The following is a 15,746-nucleotide window of genomic DNA, read 5'->3' as shown; positions in this document are numbered from 1 at the left end:
AACTGGATTCCTTGAAGTCCGGGCTCAGAGGCGTTCAATGATGGTGGCAATGCCCATGCCGCCGCCGACACACAGGGTCGCGAGGCCATAGCGCAGGCGTCGGGCTTCCAGTTCATCGAGCAGCGTGCCGAGAATGGCGCAACCGGTGGCGCCCAGCGGGTGGCCCATGGCGATTGAACCGCCATTGACATTGACCTTGTCCGGATCGACGGCCATGTCCTTGATGAATTTCAACACCACCGACGCGAACGCCTCGTTGACCTCGAACAGATCGATGTCTTCGACCCGCAGCCCGGCCTTGGCCAACGCCTTGCGGGTCGCTGGCGCGGGGCCGGTAAGCATGATGGTCGGATCGGTGCTGGTGACTGCCGTGGCGACAATCCGCGCCCGGGGCTGCAAGCCCAGAGCCCGCCCCTTGGCTTCGGAGCCGATGAGCATCAGCGCCGCACCATCGACAATCCCGGAGCTGTTGCCGGGGGTGTGAACATGGTTGATCCGCTCGACATGGCTGTAGACCCGCAGCGCGGTGGCATCGAAGCCCATCTGCCCCATCATCTCGAAACTCGGCTTGAGCTTGCCCAGGCCTTCCAGGGTCGAATCGGCGCGGATGAACTCATCGTGATCGAGCAGGATGATGCCGTTCTGGTCCTGCACCGGCACCAGCGATTTGTTGAACGAACCGTCGGCTCGCGCCCGCGCGGCCTTCTGCTGGGAATGCAGCGCATAGGCATCGACATCCTGACGGCTGAAGCCTTCAAGGGTGGCGATCAGGTCGGCACCCACACCCTGTGGCGTGAAGTGACTGTGCAGGTTGGTCGCCGGGTCCAGCGCCCAGGCCCCGCCATCGCTGCCCATCGGCACCCGGGACATCGACTCGACACCACCGACCACCACCAGGTCTTCGAAGCCTGAACGCACTTTCATCGCGCCGAGGTTCACAGCCTCCAGCCCCGAAGCACAGAACCGGTTGATCTGTACCCCCGCCACGCTGACATCCCAATCGGCCACTTGAGCGGCGGTCTTGGCGATGTCGGAACCTTGATCGCCAACCGGTGTCACGCAGCCGAGCACCACGTCATCGACCTGACTGGTGTCCAGTGCCGTGCGCTGCTGCAGTGCGGTGAGCAAACCGGCCACCAGGTTCACCGGTTTGACGCTGTGCAAGGCGCCATCAGCCTTGCCTTTGCCACGGGGCGTGCGTAACGCGTCGAAAATCAATGCTTGGGTCATGACGTCCTCGAACCGCAGTGCAGGTGGGTAAATACCGAGTGCCCACTCTTGGCCCGAGCCGCGTTTGATTCAATGACCGCAGCGCTCACAGAAGTTGACGCTCACGCTCAGACGAACGGTAGTCAGCTACCATTCAGGACACCAAGCTGTCTAGCCAACGGGCGCCAAAGAAGCTGGCAATATGCCTCATGCCTTTTTAAAAGCGAATCGCAAGAACACCATACGAAATGGATCTAAGCCAAGCTTAACGCGGGCTCTAAGGTGAACTTGTACGAAGTTGTCGTCGGGTTTTGCCGAGGCGCTCGTCACTACAGGAAGTGCAACGCGCTGCCATCATGGAGCTATGCGGGCAGGCATCAGGAAATAACAAAAAAGGCGGTCAAGCCATGTTCAAACAATCGAAAGTTCGTCAAGCCGGGCTCATCCTTTTCGCCACCACGCTGTTGTTGATATTGCCGAACCTGACCAAGGTCATCGGCTAGTCGCGTCTAAAAGATACGGCGTCACAGTTTTTGAATTGCCACTCTCAAAATGTGACTGGCCCGCTACCCGGGCCAGCGTGGCTGTGCCAATCTTTGCGGCACCTGCACGACATGGACGGCGATCACTTGAAAATGCTCATTCTGCTTGGGGCCACGCTGTTCGGCTCGCCCCTGTATGCCGCACAACTGAACCTGGAGCTGGGCGCGAACAGTCGCACCTGGCAGACCGAGCAATTGCTCAAGCATCCTCAGGTCCAAACCATCAACATCAGCAACGACGTTTCCTACAAGCGGGACATGAGTTACCGCGCCGTGCCGCTGTCCGCACTGCTGGACGGCATCAAGCCTGAAGACCACCTGCAGGCCGTGGCGCTGGATGGCTTTGCCGCCGAAATGACAGCCGCGCCGTTGCTCAAAACCCAGGGTGCACAGGCGTGGCTGGCGATTGAAGACCCAGCCAAACCCTGGCCACCGCTATCGGAAGGCAAGCCGGGCGCCGGACCGTTCTATCTGGTCTGGAGCAATCCGCAGGCAGGCAATATCAGCCCCGAACAATGGCCGTTCCAGGTGGCAAGCATCAAACGCCTGGCGCCCGTCACCGAGCGCTTCCCTGCCCTGCTGCCCGATCCGGCATTGAAGGCGGATGATCCGGTGAACAAGGGCTTTGCGTTGTTCCAGAAGAACTGCCTGGCCTGCCATCGACTCAATGGCGCCGGGGATGCGCAATTCGGGCCGGACCTGAATATTCCGTACAACCCGACCGAGTACTTCGGCGCGGACTTCCTCAAGCGCTACATTCGCGATCCACAAAGTTTGCGTCAGTGGCCGCAGGCGAAGATGCCCGGGTTCCCGGCCGAGGTGTTGCCGGATGGGGATCTGGGGATGCTGGTGGGGTATTTGCAGCATATGGTTGGGCGCAAGGTGAAGCCGTAACAACATCGTACCTGTGGGAGCGAGCTTGCTCGCGATAGCGGTGTATCAGTCACAAAAGTATTGACTGAAATGACGCCATCGCGAGCAAGCTCGCTCCCACAAGGTTCCTTGGTATCGCGCCTACTGCTGCTGCACAGAAATCACCGGCACCGGCGTCGGTGAAACCAGCACCTTGGCGTGCATCTGCTCACACCCGCCGCCCCGGCGCATCCCGCGCACCGGGCAGGCATCCAGGTAATCCAGGCCCACCGCCAGTTTCAGGTGCCGCTCCGGTCGGGCCAGTTCGTTGGTCACATCGAAGCTGTACCAGGCATCATCCAGCCAGGCTTCCGCCCAGGCGTGACTGGCCAGATGTTCGCTGTTTTCGCTGTACAGGTAGCCCGACACATACCGCGCAGGAATGCCCAGGCTGCGGGTGCAGGCGAGAAACGCGTGGGTGTGGTCCTGACACACGCCGGAGCCTCCGGCAAAGGCCTGGGCCGCGCTGGTATCCACTTCCGTGGAGCCCGGCGTGTAGGTCATATGCTGGTTGAGGCCGTGCATCAGATCGATCAGCGCCGTGCGGTCGCGGCGTTGCTTGCATTCCTTCTCGGCAAACGCCCGCAGGGCGGCGTCGGCTTCGGTCAAACGGGTAAAGCGCAGAAATGGCAGTGCCGACTGGCTCTCGTGTTCGGCCTCACGCCATTCGTCGATATCGACCTGGCCACGGGCGCCGATGATGATCGCCTCGTGGGGCTCGTCCATGGTCAGCACATGCAGGATGTTGCCGAACGGATCGAGCTGCGCCCGCACCGGACGCGGCAGGTCGAGCTGCCAGCTGAGCACGTGCTGGCGCTCGCTGTCGTGGGGAGTCAGGCGCAGATACTGGATGCTCGCCCGCACCTTGTCTTCGTAGTGATAGGTGGTCTCGTGGCTAATGGAAAGTCTCATGCGGCCTCCAGATAAGAACTGTGAATCGCGTTACCCAACTGGCGCACCAGCGGGATGAACTCGGTCAGCCAGGCGTGCAGGCCTTCTTCGAGAATTTCATGGATGCCGGTGTAGCGCAGGCGTGCGTCCATTTCCGCCGCCAGGCGTTGTGCGGGACGACCGTTGGCCCCCGGCAATTGCGCGAGGATCTGGTCGATTTCTTCGGTGCAGGCGCGCAGGGATCGCGGTACATCGGCCCGCAGCAACAGCAATTCGGCAACATGCCGGGCGCCGGGGGCGTCGCGGTAGATTTCCGTGTAGGCCTCAAACGACGACAACGCCCGCAACAACGCGCTCCATTGGTAATACGCGTGAGCGGTGCCATCGCTGACCGCTTCGGCCTGGTCGCCGGCCATTTCGTAGCGGGCATCGAGCAGGCGCAAGGTGTTGTCCGCCCGTTCGATAAAGGTCCCCAGACGAATGAAGCGAAACGCATCGTTACGCATGATGGTGCCGTAGGACGCGCCCCGGAACAGGTGGGAACGTTCCTTGATCCACTCGCAGAAACGGCTCATGCCGTAGCGACTTAGGCCTTGTTCGGCGATGCCGCGAATTTCCAGCCAGGTGGCGTTGATGTTTTCCCACATGTCGGCGGTGATGCGCCCACGTACCGCATGGGCGCTGGCACGTGCGGCACCAAGGCAGCTGTAGATACTCGCCGGGTTGGCCGCATCCAGGGCAAAGAAATGCAGCAGGCGTTCGGCATGCAGCTCGCCATGGCGCTCCAGGTAATCGTCCAGGGTGCCGGTGATCAACAGCGGCATGGCCAGTTCGTGCAAACCGTCGCCGCGACCGTCCTGCGGCATCAGCGACAGCGAATAGCTGATATCGAGCATCCGGGCGAGGTTTTCCGCCCGCTCCAGATAACGTGACATCCAATACAGATCCGAGGCAGTTCTACTTAACATGACAGGCTTCCTTTAATCCTCGACCACCCAGGTGTCCTTGGTTCCGCCGCCCTGGGAGGAGTTGACCACCAGGGAGCCTTCGCGCAAGGCGACACGGGTCAAGCCGCCGGGCACGACCCGGGTTTCACGACCCGACAGGACAAACGGCCGCAAGTCGATATGGCGTGGCGCAATGCCGTTTTCGACAAAGGTCGGACAGGTCGACAGCGACAGCGTCGGTTGCGCGATATATGCATGGGGCTTGGCGATGATCCGCGCGCGGAAAGCTTCGATTTCCGCCGCCGTCGCCGCCGGCCCCACCAACATTCCGTACCCGCCGGAGCCTTGGGTTTCCTTGACCACCAACTCTGGAAGGTTGGCCAGCACGTGGGAAAGCTCAGAGGGATTACGGCATTGCCACGTAGGAACGTTCTTCAGGATCGGCTCTTCATCGAGATAGAAACGGATCATGTCGGTAACGAACGGGTACACCGACTTGTCGTCCGCCACCCCCGTGCCGATGGCATTAGCCAGCACCACGTTGCCGGAACGGTAGGACGACAGCAGCCCCGGCACGCCGAGCATCGATTCCGGGTTGAATGCCAGTGGGTCGAGGAACGCATCGTCGAGGCGACGATAGATCACGTCGACGGCTTTCGGCCCGTCGGTGGTTCGCATGTAGACCTTGTCGTCACGCACGAACAGGTCCGCGCCTTCCACCAGCTCCACGCCCATTTCCCGCGCCAGGAACGCATGCTCGAAGAACGCACTGTTGAAGCGCCCCGGCGTCAGCACCACCACGCTCGGGTTATCGATCGGGCTTGAGCTTTTCAGGGTATCGAGCAGCAGGTTCGGGTAGTGGTCGATGGGGGCAATGCGTTGCGCCGCGAACAGCTCGGGGAACAGGCGCATCATCATCTTGCGGTCTTCGAGCATGTAGCTGACGCCGCTCGGTGTTCGCAGATTGTCTTCAAGAACGTAGTAGGTGCCGTCGCCGTCGCGTACCAGGTCGACGCCGGAGATGTGCGAATAGATATCGCGGTGCAGATCCAGCCCTTGCATCGCCAACTGGTACTGCTCGTTGGCCAGCACCTGCTCGGCCGGAATGATGCCGGCCCTGATGATGCGCTGCTCGTGGTAAAGGTCGGCGAGGAACATGTTCAACGCCTTGACCCGCTGGATGCACCCGCGCTCGACTATCCGCCATTCGCTGGCGGGGATACTGCGGGGGATGGTGTCGAAGGGAATCAGGCGCTCTGTCCCTTGCTCATCACCGTAGAGCGTGAAAGTAATCCCGGCGCGATGAAACAGCAGATCGGCCTCGCGTCGCCGTTGTGCCAGAAGCTCGTCAGGCGTCTCGGCCAGCCAACGGGCAAACTCCCGATAATGCGGGCGGACCTGTCCGCCGGCATCGTACATCTCATCAAAATAGGTGCGGATCATGCCGTACTCCTTGTCACTCGGACGTCCAGACCTTCGCAAGGCCCGTGCCATCGGCATAAACGCTTAAATTTCAATCAGTTGGGTAATCAACGCGCACGCGCCGCACCAATCCTGTGCGGTAAATGCCCCAACCTGATCGCCCCCGCTTCATTGCAAGGCGTGGTGGTCGCCTATCACCAGCATAGCCAGAGTTGATTTCACTGCCCGGCAACGGATGCGGATAATCCAGGCATTCGCTGAAAAGCTCACCGAACTTCCCTTTTAGCCGCCTGCCCTGGCGGCTTTTTTTTGGTGTCCAACGCCCACAAATGAAAACGGCCAACCCGAAGGTCAGCCGTCATTGCTGGTTGTCACTGTTCATAAGGTTATGCGAGTCGCCCTCGTACCTCCTGCTTCACACCCCAGCCTTCGATAATGCCGCCCAGAGGCTCGACCACTGCTTCGAAACCCTGTTCGAAGTCGCCGATATCGTCGTAGGTGGCATACATGACCTTGCACAGTTCCAGCGCCCAGGCGCCGTCGTCGCGCGCACTGACTTGCGCATCCAGGGATTCACCACGGTGGAAATGACCTGCCGCCCTGCGTGCCCGCTCCTCGTCCGGGAAAATGGCGTAGAACTCGATGGGATGAAACCGGGAAAAGTCAAAACCGCCTTCTTTCATGCGGCGCAGCACACTGCTGCTGATGTCTTCTTGATAGGCTGTGCTCATGAAACGTCCTCCTCAAAACGATGGATAGACTTTCCGTACTCCCTCACCCGCAACCGAACAGCGCGAGCGACGGCAAACGATGTGCCGGCGGGAAACAAGCATGGAGCTGACAAGACCAGACCTTAGCGATTCATTCGCTGATCTCGCTTGCAGAGTAGCCTCAAGATAGAGCCTCTGCCAAGGCCTGGATATGAATGCGACAGCTATCGTTCAGATTGGAGTAATGTCGAGGATTTGAATGCTGTTCTGGGACTTGAGCTCTTTGACGCTCGCGTCATTGGTCCGCCCTTCCAGATCGTTCAGATCCAGTTCGGCGGCGACAGGAAGAAGCCGGGCCTTGATGAGCTTGGCAGCACGCTCGTAGTCCGGGCGCTCGGTGCACTCAAAGACTTCGTCGATGGTTTCGCCATGATCATCCACGAAAGTGACTTTCCACTTTTGCATTGGTGCCTCCTCGATAAAACCCATGGATGGGCTTACCTCTATCTCGACCTTGTTAGCTGACTAATTGTTCCGCCGAGTCAAACACGTCGACGGATGTGAAAATCACTCTCAACACCCTTTGTAACCCACCAAGCGCAAACCATGTGGGAGCGGGCTTGCTCGCGAAAGCGGTGTGTCAGCCAGCTTGATTTCAGCTGACCGTCCCTCTTCGCGAGCAAGTCGGATCGCCGCACCGCCGCTCCCACAGGTTTTGTGTTTCAACCTATCAGTCGTTGCTTGGCTTGTTCACCGCCTGCAGCACGTACTGAGGCAAGGCGAAGGCGCCGATGTGGATTTCAGGATTGTAGTAGCGGGTGACTATGCCGCTGCCCGTGAAGCGCTGTTGCAGGGTTTCGCGGGACAACTTGCGATAAGCGGTATTGGTGGCGCCCCAGGCGAAGGTCATCGAGCCACCGATGTAGGTCGGCACGGCGGCCTGATAGAAGTGCCAGTCCGGGAACAGGCTGCGCAGGCGACCGGCGGTGGTCTTCACTTCTTCGATCTGCATGAATGGCGTGCCGTTCTGGGTCACCAGGATGCCGCCTTCGTTCAGGCAGCGGTGGCAGGCCTGGTAGAAGTTTTCCGAGAACAGTACTTCACCCGGGCCGATCGGGTCGGTGGAGTCGGAAATGATCACGTCGAACTTTTCAGTGGTGGTGGCGACGAAACGCATGCCGTCGTCGATCACCAGGTTCAGGCGTGGATCATCGAACGCGCCCTTGGAGTGATTCGGCAGGAATTCCTTGCACATGTCGACCACGGTGCCGTCGATCTCGACCATGGTGATGTGCTCGACGCTGCGGTGCTTGGCCACTTCACGCAACATGCCGCCGTCACCGCCGCCGATGATCAGCACGCGTTTGGCCGCACCGTGCGCCAGGATCGGCACGTGGGTCAGCATTTCGTGGTAGATGAATTCGTCGGCTTCGGTGGTCTGGATCACGCCGTCCAGCGCCATCACGCGGCCCATGCGCGGATTTTCGAAGATCACCAGGTGCTGGTGCTCGGTGCGCACTTCGTGCAGCAGTTTTTCCATGCGAAAACGCTGGCCGTAGCCTTCGTAGAGGGTTTCCAGGTAGTCGCTGGTCGGGGTGTTGCTCATGGGAAGTGCTCCGATGAATGCGGGTGGCAACGGACGGTTACCCGCCCATGATGGCCAATCGAGTGTCTCGATTGGCCGGGAAAGGCGCGCATTCTACGTCGCGGAACATGACAGGTCGAACCTCACTTGTTCGACTTGCCACAATCCTGTGGGAGCGGGCTTGCTCGCGAAGCAGGCAACTCGGTTTGTCGGCGAACCGCGTAATCGTTCTTCGCGAGCAAGTCGGATCGCCGCACCGCCGCTCCCACAGGGTCGGTGTTGTTTGTGGGAAATCCGTCAGAGTTTGACATTGCCCCGCGGCCCGGCGATGGCCCAGATGATCAGTCCCAGTACCGGCAACAGCGCGATCAGCAGTACCCAGAGGATTTTCATCCCGGTCTCGGCACTGCTTTTGAAGACGTTGATGATGGCCCAGATGTCCAGGACAAAAATGATCAAGGCAACCAGGCTGTTGAACGTGGAACCCATGGTGACGCTCCCAAAGAGTGATATGCCCCCTCAGGATAGACGCTCGTCGCGAGGATTCCTTTTTATTGACAGTGTCTGGGTCAGACGTGGATCGCCACTTTCAGGGCTTCCAGGGATGGCGCGGCTGCGATGCCCGCTTCTGCGCACAATTCCAGCACCCGTGGCACGTCATTGCCGTAGACCAGGACCACCTGCAATTCGTCATCGAGCAACTGGCTGAAATTCATCAGCGTGTAGCCACCATTTTCCTTGTTCATGCTACTCATCTGCACCTGGATGCGGTTGAGCGCGGTCAGGGCTTCGGTCTTGGCCAGTTGCTTGGGCTTGAGATTGAACTCCACCCCTGGGCCGAATGAGGCGACGATCTGGGCGAACAGGTCCATGTAGGTGTCAGCCTGGAACAGTACCGTTTCCGGTAGGCTGCCAACCACCACCCATTCACCCAGCGGGATCGGGAAGGTTTCGTCGTAGTTGATGTCCGGATTGGCGCTCAGAAAAGCATCCTGATCGGCGTATGCCCGGGCCGCTTCGTCCGCAACCTTGAGGATTTCGTCTTCGCCCATGCACCCGGAGCTGATTTTGCTGATGAGTTCGACGAGTGCGGCTTTCATGGGGAGGATCCTGTAGCGAGGTGAATTTTGAGGGCGCGAAGGATACCGCAAGGATAGATTCGAATGCCCAAAAAAGATCGCAGCCTTCGGCAGCTCCTACATTGAGTGGCGTACACCCGTAGGAGCTGCCGAAGGCTGCGATCTTTTAAAGCAATCAGCCAATCAGCTTCTCAAGCTGCGCAACGGTATCGGAAGCGCCCATGGTTTTAGCCGCCTCCAGCGCGGTGATGCCATTGGCGTCCTTGGCTTTCGGGTCGGCGCCCTTGCTGATCAGGTAGTCGACCACTTCGACGCGGTTGAACATTGCCGCCATCATCAGCGCCGTGCGGCCATCGAAGGACGAGCCTTCAACCTGCGCGCCACCGTCGACCAAGGCCTTGATTATCGCCAGGTCGCCCTTGAAGGCGGCGCCGGCAATCGGGCTCTGGCCGTTGTCGTTGCGGATCTCCGGGTCGGCCTTGTGCTCCAGCAGGACTTTTACCGTGTCCACGTGACCGTGATACGCGGCCAGCATCAGCAAGGTATCGCCCTTGTGGTTACGCAGGTTCGGCGGTAAACCCTTGGTCAGCAGCGCGGCCATCATCGCCGCATCGCCCTCCCGTGCCTTGTTGAATACCTGTTCGGTGAATTCGGCGGCTTCTTCGGGGGTCATCTGGCGGCTTTTGTCTGACATTGGGCACTCCCTTTTCTGTCATTCGTAAAAGCCGACAGTTTCCCGAGCGCCCCCGGCACTGTCACTTGTTTTTTCTCATGGGCCGCCATAGCCAGATTCAATAGCGGTACTTGCCGTCATGAATGTCGGACAACAACTGCTCCGTGACCTGCACGTAAGTCTGCGTCCCCGGCAGCCAGGCATAGATCGGATCATCGCCGGTTTTACCCGGGTCGAAGGCCTCGTCCTTGAGTCGGGTCTTCTGATATTTGAACGTCCCGGTGGTTTCCATTTTCACTTTCACCCGCAGGAACAACGGCACCGCATAGGCCGGCATTTGCTCGCGGGCGAAGGCCAGCAGCTCGCTGAAATCCAGGGTTGCCAGGGATTCGGCCGGGGTAATCGCCGCCATCCCGGCCCGGCCATTGGTGTTGCGGATTTCCACGCCATAGGCCACGGCTTCGGAAATAAGCGGGTGTTGCAGGAGGATGTTTTCGACCTCCGTGGTCGAGACGTTTTCGCCCTTCCAGCGGTAGGTGTCGCCCAGGCGGTCGACAAACTGCGCATGCCCAAAGCCGATGTTGCGCAACAGGTCGCCGGTGTTGAAGTAGCGGTCGCCCTTTTCGAACACATCCTCAAGCACAACCTTGGCGGTTTTCTGCGGATCGGTGTAGCCGTCCAGGGGTGCCTTGTCGTCGATTTTTGCCAGCAACAACCCCTGCTCGCCCTTGGCGACCTTGCGCATCAGGCCATTGGCCTGACGAATCGGCGCGCCGCTGTCGTGGTCGTACGCAACCAGCTCCCAGGACATCAGGGAAAAACCGATGGTGTTGTCGAAATTGAGAATGTTGGTGAAACCGATGTTGCCGTCGCTGGCGGCGTACAGCTCGCAGATGTGATTGACCGCAAAGCGGGTCTTGAACTCGTTCCAGGCGCCGGGCCGCAAGCCGTTGCCGATCATTTTCTTCACATCGTGCCGGCTGTCGTCGGCGCTGGACGGTTGATCGACCAGGTAGCGGCACAATTCGCCGACATAACCGATGGTGGTCGCCCGGTACTTGCGCGCATCGTTCCAGAACTGACTGGCGCTGAATTTGCGGCGGATGGCGAACCCGCTGGCACCACTGACGGCCGAACCCCAGCACACGCAAAGGCCCGTGGCGTGGTACAGCGGCAAAGTGCAATAGACGACATCGTCGGGGCGCATGTCCAGGGCGATCATGCCGAAGCTCGCCGAACTGCGCATCCAGCGTCCGTGCTTGAACACGCCCGCCTTGGGCAACCCCGTGGTGCCCGAGGTGTAAATATAAAAGCAGGGATCATCAAAGAAAATCTGCCGGCTGCTGGCCGGGTTGTCGCTGCCATCGTCGAGACTGACGGTCATCAGGTTGATGAAACCTTCAGGCGCGATACCCGGTTGGCGCGAGGTGTCCTGATCGGCGACGAACCAGGTTCGGTCAGCCTTGATCGACACCCGGTCACGCACTCCGAGGTACGCCGGGACCAACTCCTCACCGACAATGATCGCCGCCGGCGCCACCAGATTCACACTGTGCACCAGGGTGTCGCGGGTCTGGGAGGTATTGAGCAGCGCACTGATTGCGCCGACCTTGGCCACCGCCAGTATGGTCACCAGCAGTTCCGGGCGGTTCTCGATGAAGACCGCCACCACATCCCCCTTGCCGATGCCTTGGCCGATCAGGTGATGGGCGATGCGATTGGCCCATTGGTTGACCTCGGAGTAACTGAGCGTTACGTCGCCTTGCAACAGCGCCGGGCCATCCGGGTTACGCAACGTGGCTTGCTCGAAACTCCAGCCCAAACCACACGCTTGGGTCGGGTCCTTGACGTTGGCGGCCTTCATGCCCTTCACCACCCGGGGGATGGCCTTGGCAATGGAAGGCAGCTTGCGGAGCATCATGCCCCAGGTAATCGTGTCGTTCGACGTGCGACTCATGTTGCTCCCGTTCGATCTTTTTATTGTCGGGCTGCGATGACTGAGCCCGAAAATACGTCAACGGTTCTTGAGCTGTACACGCGGTTTTTGAAATGTTTTGTATCTGCGATCTTGATCTGCGATCTTGATCCGCGGTTGATACAGGGCCAATCGTGAACCCTCGCACACGCAATGGTTCCATCGAATCGCCGAGCGACCGCGCAAAATGCAGGATGCACGATGGCCGTTCATGCAGAATGCACGAAAGCAAAAATCACCAACGATACTAACTTGTTGTTTTATATATTGATTTATAGAAAACCAAGGCTGGCACAATCACTGCAACCCTCTCCGTATGCTTGCCATTCAAGAGCTAACGGAGCTGAAAGACATGAACCTGATTCAGGAAAAATTTTCGTCCCTGTTCTCCAACTTCGAAGTCACCACCCAGGCCCGCCCTGACGGTGGGATCCTGCTGACCCTCAGCGGCGGCGAAGGCAAAGTGTTCAAGCGTTCGATTTCCTACCAGCAGTTGCACAATGGCGACCAACTGACGTGGGTCATCAGTGCGATTCGCCGCGACCTCGCCGAACAAGCCAGTGAACTGCCGCAGATTTCCATGCTGCAGAGCCAGCAACGGTTTGCGCTGCCGACCTATCACTCACTATAAAAAAATGAGAAAAAAATGTGGGAGCGGGCTTGCTCGCGAAGAGGGCGTGTCATTCAACGTTGATGTTGACTGACACGCCCTCTTCGCGAGCAAGTCGGATCGCCGTACCGCCGCTCCCACAGGTTGTCCGGTGTTTAGAACGCTGAAGGATCGATCCGCGCAAAGCTGTCCACGGTGACATGCCCCGCCAGTTCCCCACCCTCGCGAGCCAGCCCGCACGTAGCCATCCCCGCCGTGCGCGCCGCGTCGAGCTCTTCGACGATGTCCGACAGAAACAGGATCTGCCCCGCCTCAATGCTGATCGCCTGGCTGATGTTGGCGTAGGACTGCGCCTCGCGCTTGGGCCCTGACGTCGTATCGAAGTAACCACTGAACAACGGCGTGAGATCCCCTGCCTCCGAGCAGCCGAAGATCAACCGCTGGGCCTGGATCGAGCCGGACGAGTAAACAAACAGTTGAAAGCCGTCCCGATGCCAGCGCTTGAGTGCGTCAACGGCGTCCGGGTACACATGCCCCTTCAACTGCCCGGCCTGATAGCCCTGTTCCCAGACCATGCCCTGCAACGCCTTCAACGGCGTGGCCTTGCGGTCTTCAGCGATCCAGCCCAACAGGATCTCAATGACCCGCTCGACGTCGGCGTTCGGTTCGTTGCCGTCGCGGCGCACGGCAGCCAGTTGCTCTGCCACATCGGCGCGCTCGGCGTGCTGATGGACAAATGCCGGCAAGTGTTTGGCAGCGTAGGGAAACAGCACGTCGAACACAAAACTCACCGCGCTGGTGGTGCCTTCGATGTCGGTGAGAATCGCTTTGATCGGCATCGACTCAGTCCTCCAGGCGCGGGAATTGGCTGGCGATGTCTTCGCCGGTGAAATTGGCTACCCAACCTTCCGGGTTGTTGAACAGACGGATCGCGACGAAATGCGGATGTTCGCCCATGTCGAACCAGTGCTTGGTTCCGGCTGGCACCGAGATCAGGTCGTTTTTCTCACACAACACCGCGTAGACGTAATCGTCGATGTGCAGGGTAAACAGGCCACGGCCAGCGACGAAAAATCGTACTTCATCTTCGCCATGGCGATGTTCGTCGAGGAACTTGGCACGCAGTTCGGCTTTTTGCGGGTGATCGCTGTTGAGGCTGATCACGTCGACAGTGACGTAACCGTGCTCGGTCATCAGCTTGTCGATCTGCTCCTGGTAGGCGGCGATCACTTCTTCCTGGCTGGCGCCCGGCTGGATCTTCGCCGCCGCTTGCCAGCGGTCGAAACGAACGCCCTGCTCGGCCAGGGTCGAGGCGATGTCTTCGAAATGGGTCAGCACCTTGTTGGGGATTTCAGGACTGGAAACGTGATAGACGGACAGGCTGCTCATCTGGGCAACTCCTTAACGGTTCATGCTTTAAAGAGCGAGCGCATCTTCAACTCGCACTCGAACAAAAATTCAAAGGCCTCGATCTGCCGCAGGGCATCGCTCATGCGCGCGCCCCAGGTGTACAGGCCATGGCCGCGAATCAGGTAACCGACGCAATCGGGATGGGCGTCGAGCCAAGGCTGCACCTTGGCGGCCAGGCGCGCAATGTCCTGGTCGTTGTCGAAAATCGGCACGCGCACCCGGGATTCGTGGGTCGTCACACCGCTGAAGGCCTTTTGCAGTTCGTAGTCTTCGAACTCGATGAAGTCTTGCGACGTCAGGCGCGACAGCACGGTGGCGTTCACCGAGTGGGTGTGCAGCACCGCACCGATCTCCGGGCGCCAGCTGTAGACTTGGGTGTGCAGCAGGGTTTCGGCGGACGGTTTCTTGCCCGGCTCCAGGCTGTTGCCCGACAGGTCGGTGGCCAGCACATCGTCCATGCCCAGTTGTCCCTTGTGCTTGCCGGAGACGGTCAGCAAGGCTTCGGTCGGCGACAGGCGGGTCGAGTAATTGCTGCTGGTGGCCGGCGACCAGCCGCGGCCATACAGAAAACGCCCGGCGTCGATGATTTCCTGGGCGAGTTGTTCACGGGTAAGGCTCATGGCCTGTCCTCTTGCATACGTGTGGCAATGATAACGGCAGCCGCGACGGCTGCGAGACTGGCAATACTAAAGGTCCATGCCGCGCCGAGGGCATTCCAGCTGTAGCCGGAATACAAAGCGCCCAACGCACCGCCGGTGCCGGCCAACGCGGCATACAGCGCCTGGCCCTGGCCTTGCTGGCGCGCGCCGAAGCTACGTTGCACGAATGAAATGGCAGCGGCGTGAAAGCTGCCGAATGTCGCCGCGTGCAGTACCTGGGCAAACAGCAATACCCAAAGGAATTCGGCCAACGACCCGAGCAGCAACCAGCGTAGTGCTGCCAGCAGAAAACTCGCCATCAGCACCCGGCGCAGGGAAAACCGCGCGAGGATCTTGCTCATGGCCAGAAACATCAAAACTTCAGCGACCACGCCGACCGCCCAGAGCATGCCGATCACGCCCCGGCTGTAACCCAGGTGTTCAAGGTGCAATGTCAAGAACGTGTAATACGGCCCGTGGCTCATTTGCATCAGCGCCACGCAGCCGTAAAACGCCAACACACCGGGGTTGCGCAGTTGCTGGAGGAATCCCTCCCCGGTCAACCGTTCACCCTGAATCGGTTGCGCGTTAGGCACCCACAGACTGCTGACCACGATGCCGGCCAGGATCAGCACCAGCGCCACCGGGTAGATATCCAGGCTCAGCCATTCGAACAAACGGCCCAGCGCGACCACGGTGATGATGAAACCGATCGAGCCCCACAAGCGAATCTGGCTGTAGCGCGAGGTCTGGCCCTGCAAGTGCGCCAGGGTGATGACTTCGAACTGCGGCAACACCGCGTGCCAGAAGAACGCATGCAAGGCCATGACCATCGCCAGCCAGGCGTAGGTCTTACTGACGAAAATCAGCGAAAAGGTCAGCAGCGTGCACACCGCGCCGAAGCGCACGATGGCCAGCCGCCGACCGGTGTAGTCGCCCAGCCAGCCCCAGATGTTCGGCGCCACACAGCGCATCAGCATCGGGATCGCCACCAACTCGCCGATGCGCGCGGCGCTGAACCCCAGGTGATCGAAGTACAGCGCCAGAAACGGCGCTGTCGAACCGAGCAAGGCAAAATAGAACAGATAGAAACTGGAGAGCCGCCAGTACGGGAGCGCCGCAGTCGCCATCAGACGGCTGCGA

The 15,746-nt window shown here is 59.8% G+C and carries 17 protein-coding genes; 2 read left to right on the top strand and 15 right to left on the bottom strand.

Features of this window, described 5'->3' with window-relative positions; genetic code table 11:
* Positions 1-24 precede the first annotated feature (24 nt).
* Entirely contained in the window at positions 25-1,230 is a 1,206-nt protein-coding gene (locus AB4O40_RS26310) for an acetyl-CoA C-acetyltransferase (RefSeq protein WP_056721855.1), read from the bottom strand.
* A 593-nt stretch (positions 1,231-1,823) separates the two neighbouring features.
* On the opposite strand from AB4O40_RS26310, the gene AB4O40_RS26305 reads away from it, so the two are divergent.
* Positions 1,824-2,645: a c-type cytochrome gene (locus tag AB4O40_RS26305; protein ID WP_056721853.1), complete on the top strand. Its 822-nt coding sequence runs from the start codon at positions 1,824-1,826 to the stop codon at positions 2,643-2,645.
* Between the two features lie 120 nt (positions 2,646-2,765).
* Here the strand turns inward: AB4O40_RS26305 and AB4O40_RS26300 are convergent, their stop codons facing one another.
* The 10 genes from AB4O40_RS26300 to AB4O40_RS26255 form a co-directional block, all read right to left on the bottom strand.
* Positions 2,766-3,575 carry a transglutaminase family protein gene (locus AB4O40_RS26300; protein ID WP_056721851.1) on the bottom strand — a complete coding sequence of 270 codons (810 nt, stop codon included), beginning with the start codon at positions 3,573-3,575 and terminating at the stop codon, positions 2,766-2,768.
* Positions 3,572-4,522 carry an alpha-E domain-containing protein gene (locus AB4O40_RS26295; RefSeq protein ID WP_007971901.1) on the bottom strand — a complete coding sequence of 317 codons (951 nt, stop codon included), beginning with the start codon at positions 4,520-4,522 and terminating at the stop codon, positions 3,572-3,574. Before AB4O40_RS26295 ends, AB4O40_RS26300 begins: the two co-directional genes overlap by 4 nt.
* A gap of 12 nt (positions 4,523-4,534) precedes the next feature.
* The gene (locus tag AB4O40_RS26290; protein WP_056721849.1) at positions 4,535-5,944 is read right to left on the bottom strand and encodes a circularly permuted type 2 ATP-grasp protein; all 1,410 of its coding nucleotides are present in this window, start codon (positions 5,942-5,944) and stop codon (positions 4,535-4,537) included.
* A 365-nt stretch (positions 5,945-6,309) separates the two neighbouring features.
* The gene (locus tag AB4O40_RS26285) at positions 6,310-6,654 is read right to left on the bottom strand and encodes a ribonuclease E inhibitor RraB (RefSeq protein WP_056721847.1); all 345 of its coding nucleotides are present in this window, start codon (positions 6,652-6,654) and stop codon (positions 6,310-6,312) included.
* 210 nt (positions 6,655-6,864) lie between these two features.
* Positions 6,865-7,098: a hypothetical protein gene (locus tag AB4O40_RS26280; RefSeq protein WP_056721845.1), complete on the bottom strand. Its 234-nt coding sequence runs from the start codon at positions 7,096-7,098 to the stop codon at positions 6,865-6,867.
* A gap of 265 nt (positions 7,099-7,363) precedes the next feature.
* Positions 7,364-8,239 carry a polyamine aminopropyltransferase gene (gene speE / locus AB4O40_RS26275; RefSeq protein ID WP_056721843.1) on the bottom strand — a complete coding sequence of 292 codons (876 nt, stop codon included), beginning with the start codon at positions 8,237-8,239 and terminating at the stop codon, positions 7,364-7,366.
* Positions 8,240-8,515: 276 nt separating this feature from the next.
* Positions 8,516-8,707, bottom strand: coding sequence for a PLD nuclease N-terminal domain-containing protein (locus tag AB4O40_RS26270; RefSeq protein WP_046042941.1), 192 nt, complete (start codon positions 8,705-8,707; stop codon positions 8,516-8,518).
* Positions 8,708-8,787: 80 nt separating this feature from the next.
* Positions 8,788-9,318, bottom strand: a complete 531-nt coding sequence (locus tag AB4O40_RS26265; RefSeq protein ID WP_056721841.1) for a hypothetical protein — start codon at positions 9,316-9,318, stop codon at positions 8,788-8,790.
* A gap of 154 nt (positions 9,319-9,472) precedes the next feature.
* Positions 9,473-9,991, bottom strand: a complete 519-nt coding sequence (locus tag AB4O40_RS26260; RefSeq protein ID WP_056721839.1) for an ankyrin repeat domain-containing protein — start codon at positions 9,989-9,991, stop codon at positions 9,473-9,475.
* Positions 9,992-10,088: 97 nt separating this feature from the next.
* Positions 10,089-11,927: a long-chain-acyl-CoA synthetase gene (locus AB4O40_RS26255; protein ID WP_409078460.1), complete on the bottom strand. Its 1,839-nt coding sequence runs from the start codon at positions 11,925-11,927 to the stop codon at positions 10,089-10,091.
* A gap of 370 nt (positions 11,928-12,297) precedes the next feature.
* Here AB4O40_RS26255 and AB4O40_RS26250 point away from each other — a divergent pair, with 370 nt between their 5' ends.
* The gene (locus tag AB4O40_RS26250) at positions 12,298-12,576 is read left to right on the top strand and encodes a DUF3509 domain-containing protein (protein ID WP_046042946.1); all 279 of its coding nucleotides are present in this window, start codon (positions 12,298-12,300) and stop codon (positions 12,574-12,576) included.
* A gap of 134 nt (positions 12,577-12,710) precedes the next feature.
* Here the strand turns inward: AB4O40_RS26250 and mtnC are convergent, their stop codons facing one another.
* The 4 genes from mtnC to AB4O40_RS26230 are packed head-to-tail and all read right to left on the bottom strand — an operon-like array spanning position 12,711 to position 15,733.
* Positions 12,711-13,394, bottom strand: a complete 684-nt coding sequence (mtnC, locus tag AB4O40_RS26245) for an acireductone synthase (RefSeq protein ID WP_460057343.1) — start codon at positions 13,392-13,394, stop codon at positions 12,711-12,713.
* 4 nt (positions 13,395-13,398) lie between these two features.
* Positions 13,399-13,944, bottom strand: a complete 546-nt coding sequence (locus AB4O40_RS26240; RefSeq protein WP_056721834.1) for a 1,2-dihydroxy-3-keto-5-methylthiopentene dioxygenase — start codon at positions 13,942-13,944, stop codon at positions 13,399-13,401.
* Between the two features lie 20 nt (positions 13,945-13,964).
* Positions 13,965-14,585, bottom strand: a complete 621-nt coding sequence (locus tag AB4O40_RS26235) for a methylthioribulose 1-phosphate dehydratase (protein WP_223542323.1) — start codon at positions 14,583-14,585, stop codon at positions 13,965-13,967.
* Positions 14,582-15,733, bottom strand: coding sequence for an MFS transporter (locus tag AB4O40_RS26230; RefSeq protein ID WP_460057347.1), 1,152 nt, complete (start codon positions 15,731-15,733; stop codon positions 14,582-14,584). The genes AB4O40_RS26235 and AB4O40_RS26230 overlap by 4 nt, the downstream gene beginning before the upstream one ends.
* Positions 15,734-15,746 lie beyond the last annotated feature (13 nt).

The organism is Pseudomonas sp. S2_F07, assembly GCF_054668325.1.
Note: the sequence above shows the minus strand (reverse complement) of the source record. Positions and strands in the feature narration are given on the sequence as shown.

Bases quoted from the DNA above. Each gene is read 5' to 3' on its own strand.
- AB4O40_RS26310 (WP_056721855.1), bottom strand. From the start codon at position 1,230: ATGACCCAAGCATTGATTTTCGACGCGTTACGCACGCCCCGTGGCAAA.
- AB4O40_RS26305 (WP_056721853.1), top strand. From the start codon at position 1,824: ATGGACGGCGATCACTTGAAAATGCTCATTCTGCTTGGGGCCACGCTG.
- AB4O40_RS26300 (WP_056721851.1), bottom strand. From the start codon at position 3,575: ATGAGACTTTCCATTAGCCACGAGACCACCTATCACTACGAAGACAAG.
- AB4O40_RS26295 (WP_007971901.1), bottom strand. From the start codon at position 4,522: ATGTTAAGTAGAACTGCCTCGGATCTGTATTGGATGTCACGTTATCTG.
- AB4O40_RS26290 (WP_056721849.1), bottom strand. From the start codon at position 5,944: ATGATCCGCACCTATTTTGATGAGATGTACGATGCCGGCGGACAGGTC.
- AB4O40_RS26285 (WP_056721847.1), bottom strand. From the start codon at position 6,654: ATGAGCACAGCCTATCAAGAAGACATCAGCAGCAGTGTGCTGCGCCGC.
- AB4O40_RS26280 (WP_056721845.1), bottom strand. From the start codon at position 7,098: ATGCAAAAGTGGAAAGTCACTTTCGTGGATGATCATGGCGAAACCATC.
- speE (WP_056721843.1), bottom strand. From the start codon at position 8,239: ATGAGCAACACCCCGACCAGCGACTACCTGGAAACCCTCTACGAAGGC.
- AB4O40_RS26270 (WP_046042941.1), bottom strand. From the start codon at position 8,707: ATGGGTTCCACGTTCAACAGCCTGGTTGCCTTGATCATTTTTGTCCTG.
- AB4O40_RS26265 (WP_056721841.1), bottom strand. From the start codon at position 9,318: ATGAAAGCCGCACTCGTCGAACTCATCAGCAAAATCAGCTCCGGGTGC.
- AB4O40_RS26260 (WP_056721839.1), bottom strand. From the start codon at position 9,991: ATGTCAGACAAAAGCCGCCAGATGACCCCCGAAGAAGCCGCCGAATTC.
- AB4O40_RS26255 (WP_409078460.1), bottom strand. From the start codon at position 11,927: ATGAGTCGCACGTCGAACGACACGATTACCTGGGGCATGATGCTCCGC.
- AB4O40_RS26250 (WP_046042946.1), top strand. From the start codon at position 12,298: ATGAACCTGATTCAGGAAAAATTTTCGTCCCTGTTCTCCAACTTCGAA.
- mtnC (WP_460057343.1), bottom strand. From the start codon at position 13,394: ATGCCGATCAAAGCGATTCTCACCGACATCGAAGGCACCACCAGCGCG.
- AB4O40_RS26240 (WP_056721834.1), bottom strand. From the start codon at position 13,944: ATGAGCAGCCTGTCCGTCTATCACGTTTCCAGTCCTGAAATCCCCAAC.
- AB4O40_RS26235 (WP_223542323.1), bottom strand. From the start codon at position 14,585: ATGAGCCTTACCCGTGAACAACTCGCCCAGGAAATCATCGACGCCGGG.
- AB4O40_RS26230 (WP_460057347.1), bottom strand. From the start codon at position 15,733: ATGGCGACTGCGGCGCTCCCGTACTGGCGGCTCTCCAGTTTCTATCTG.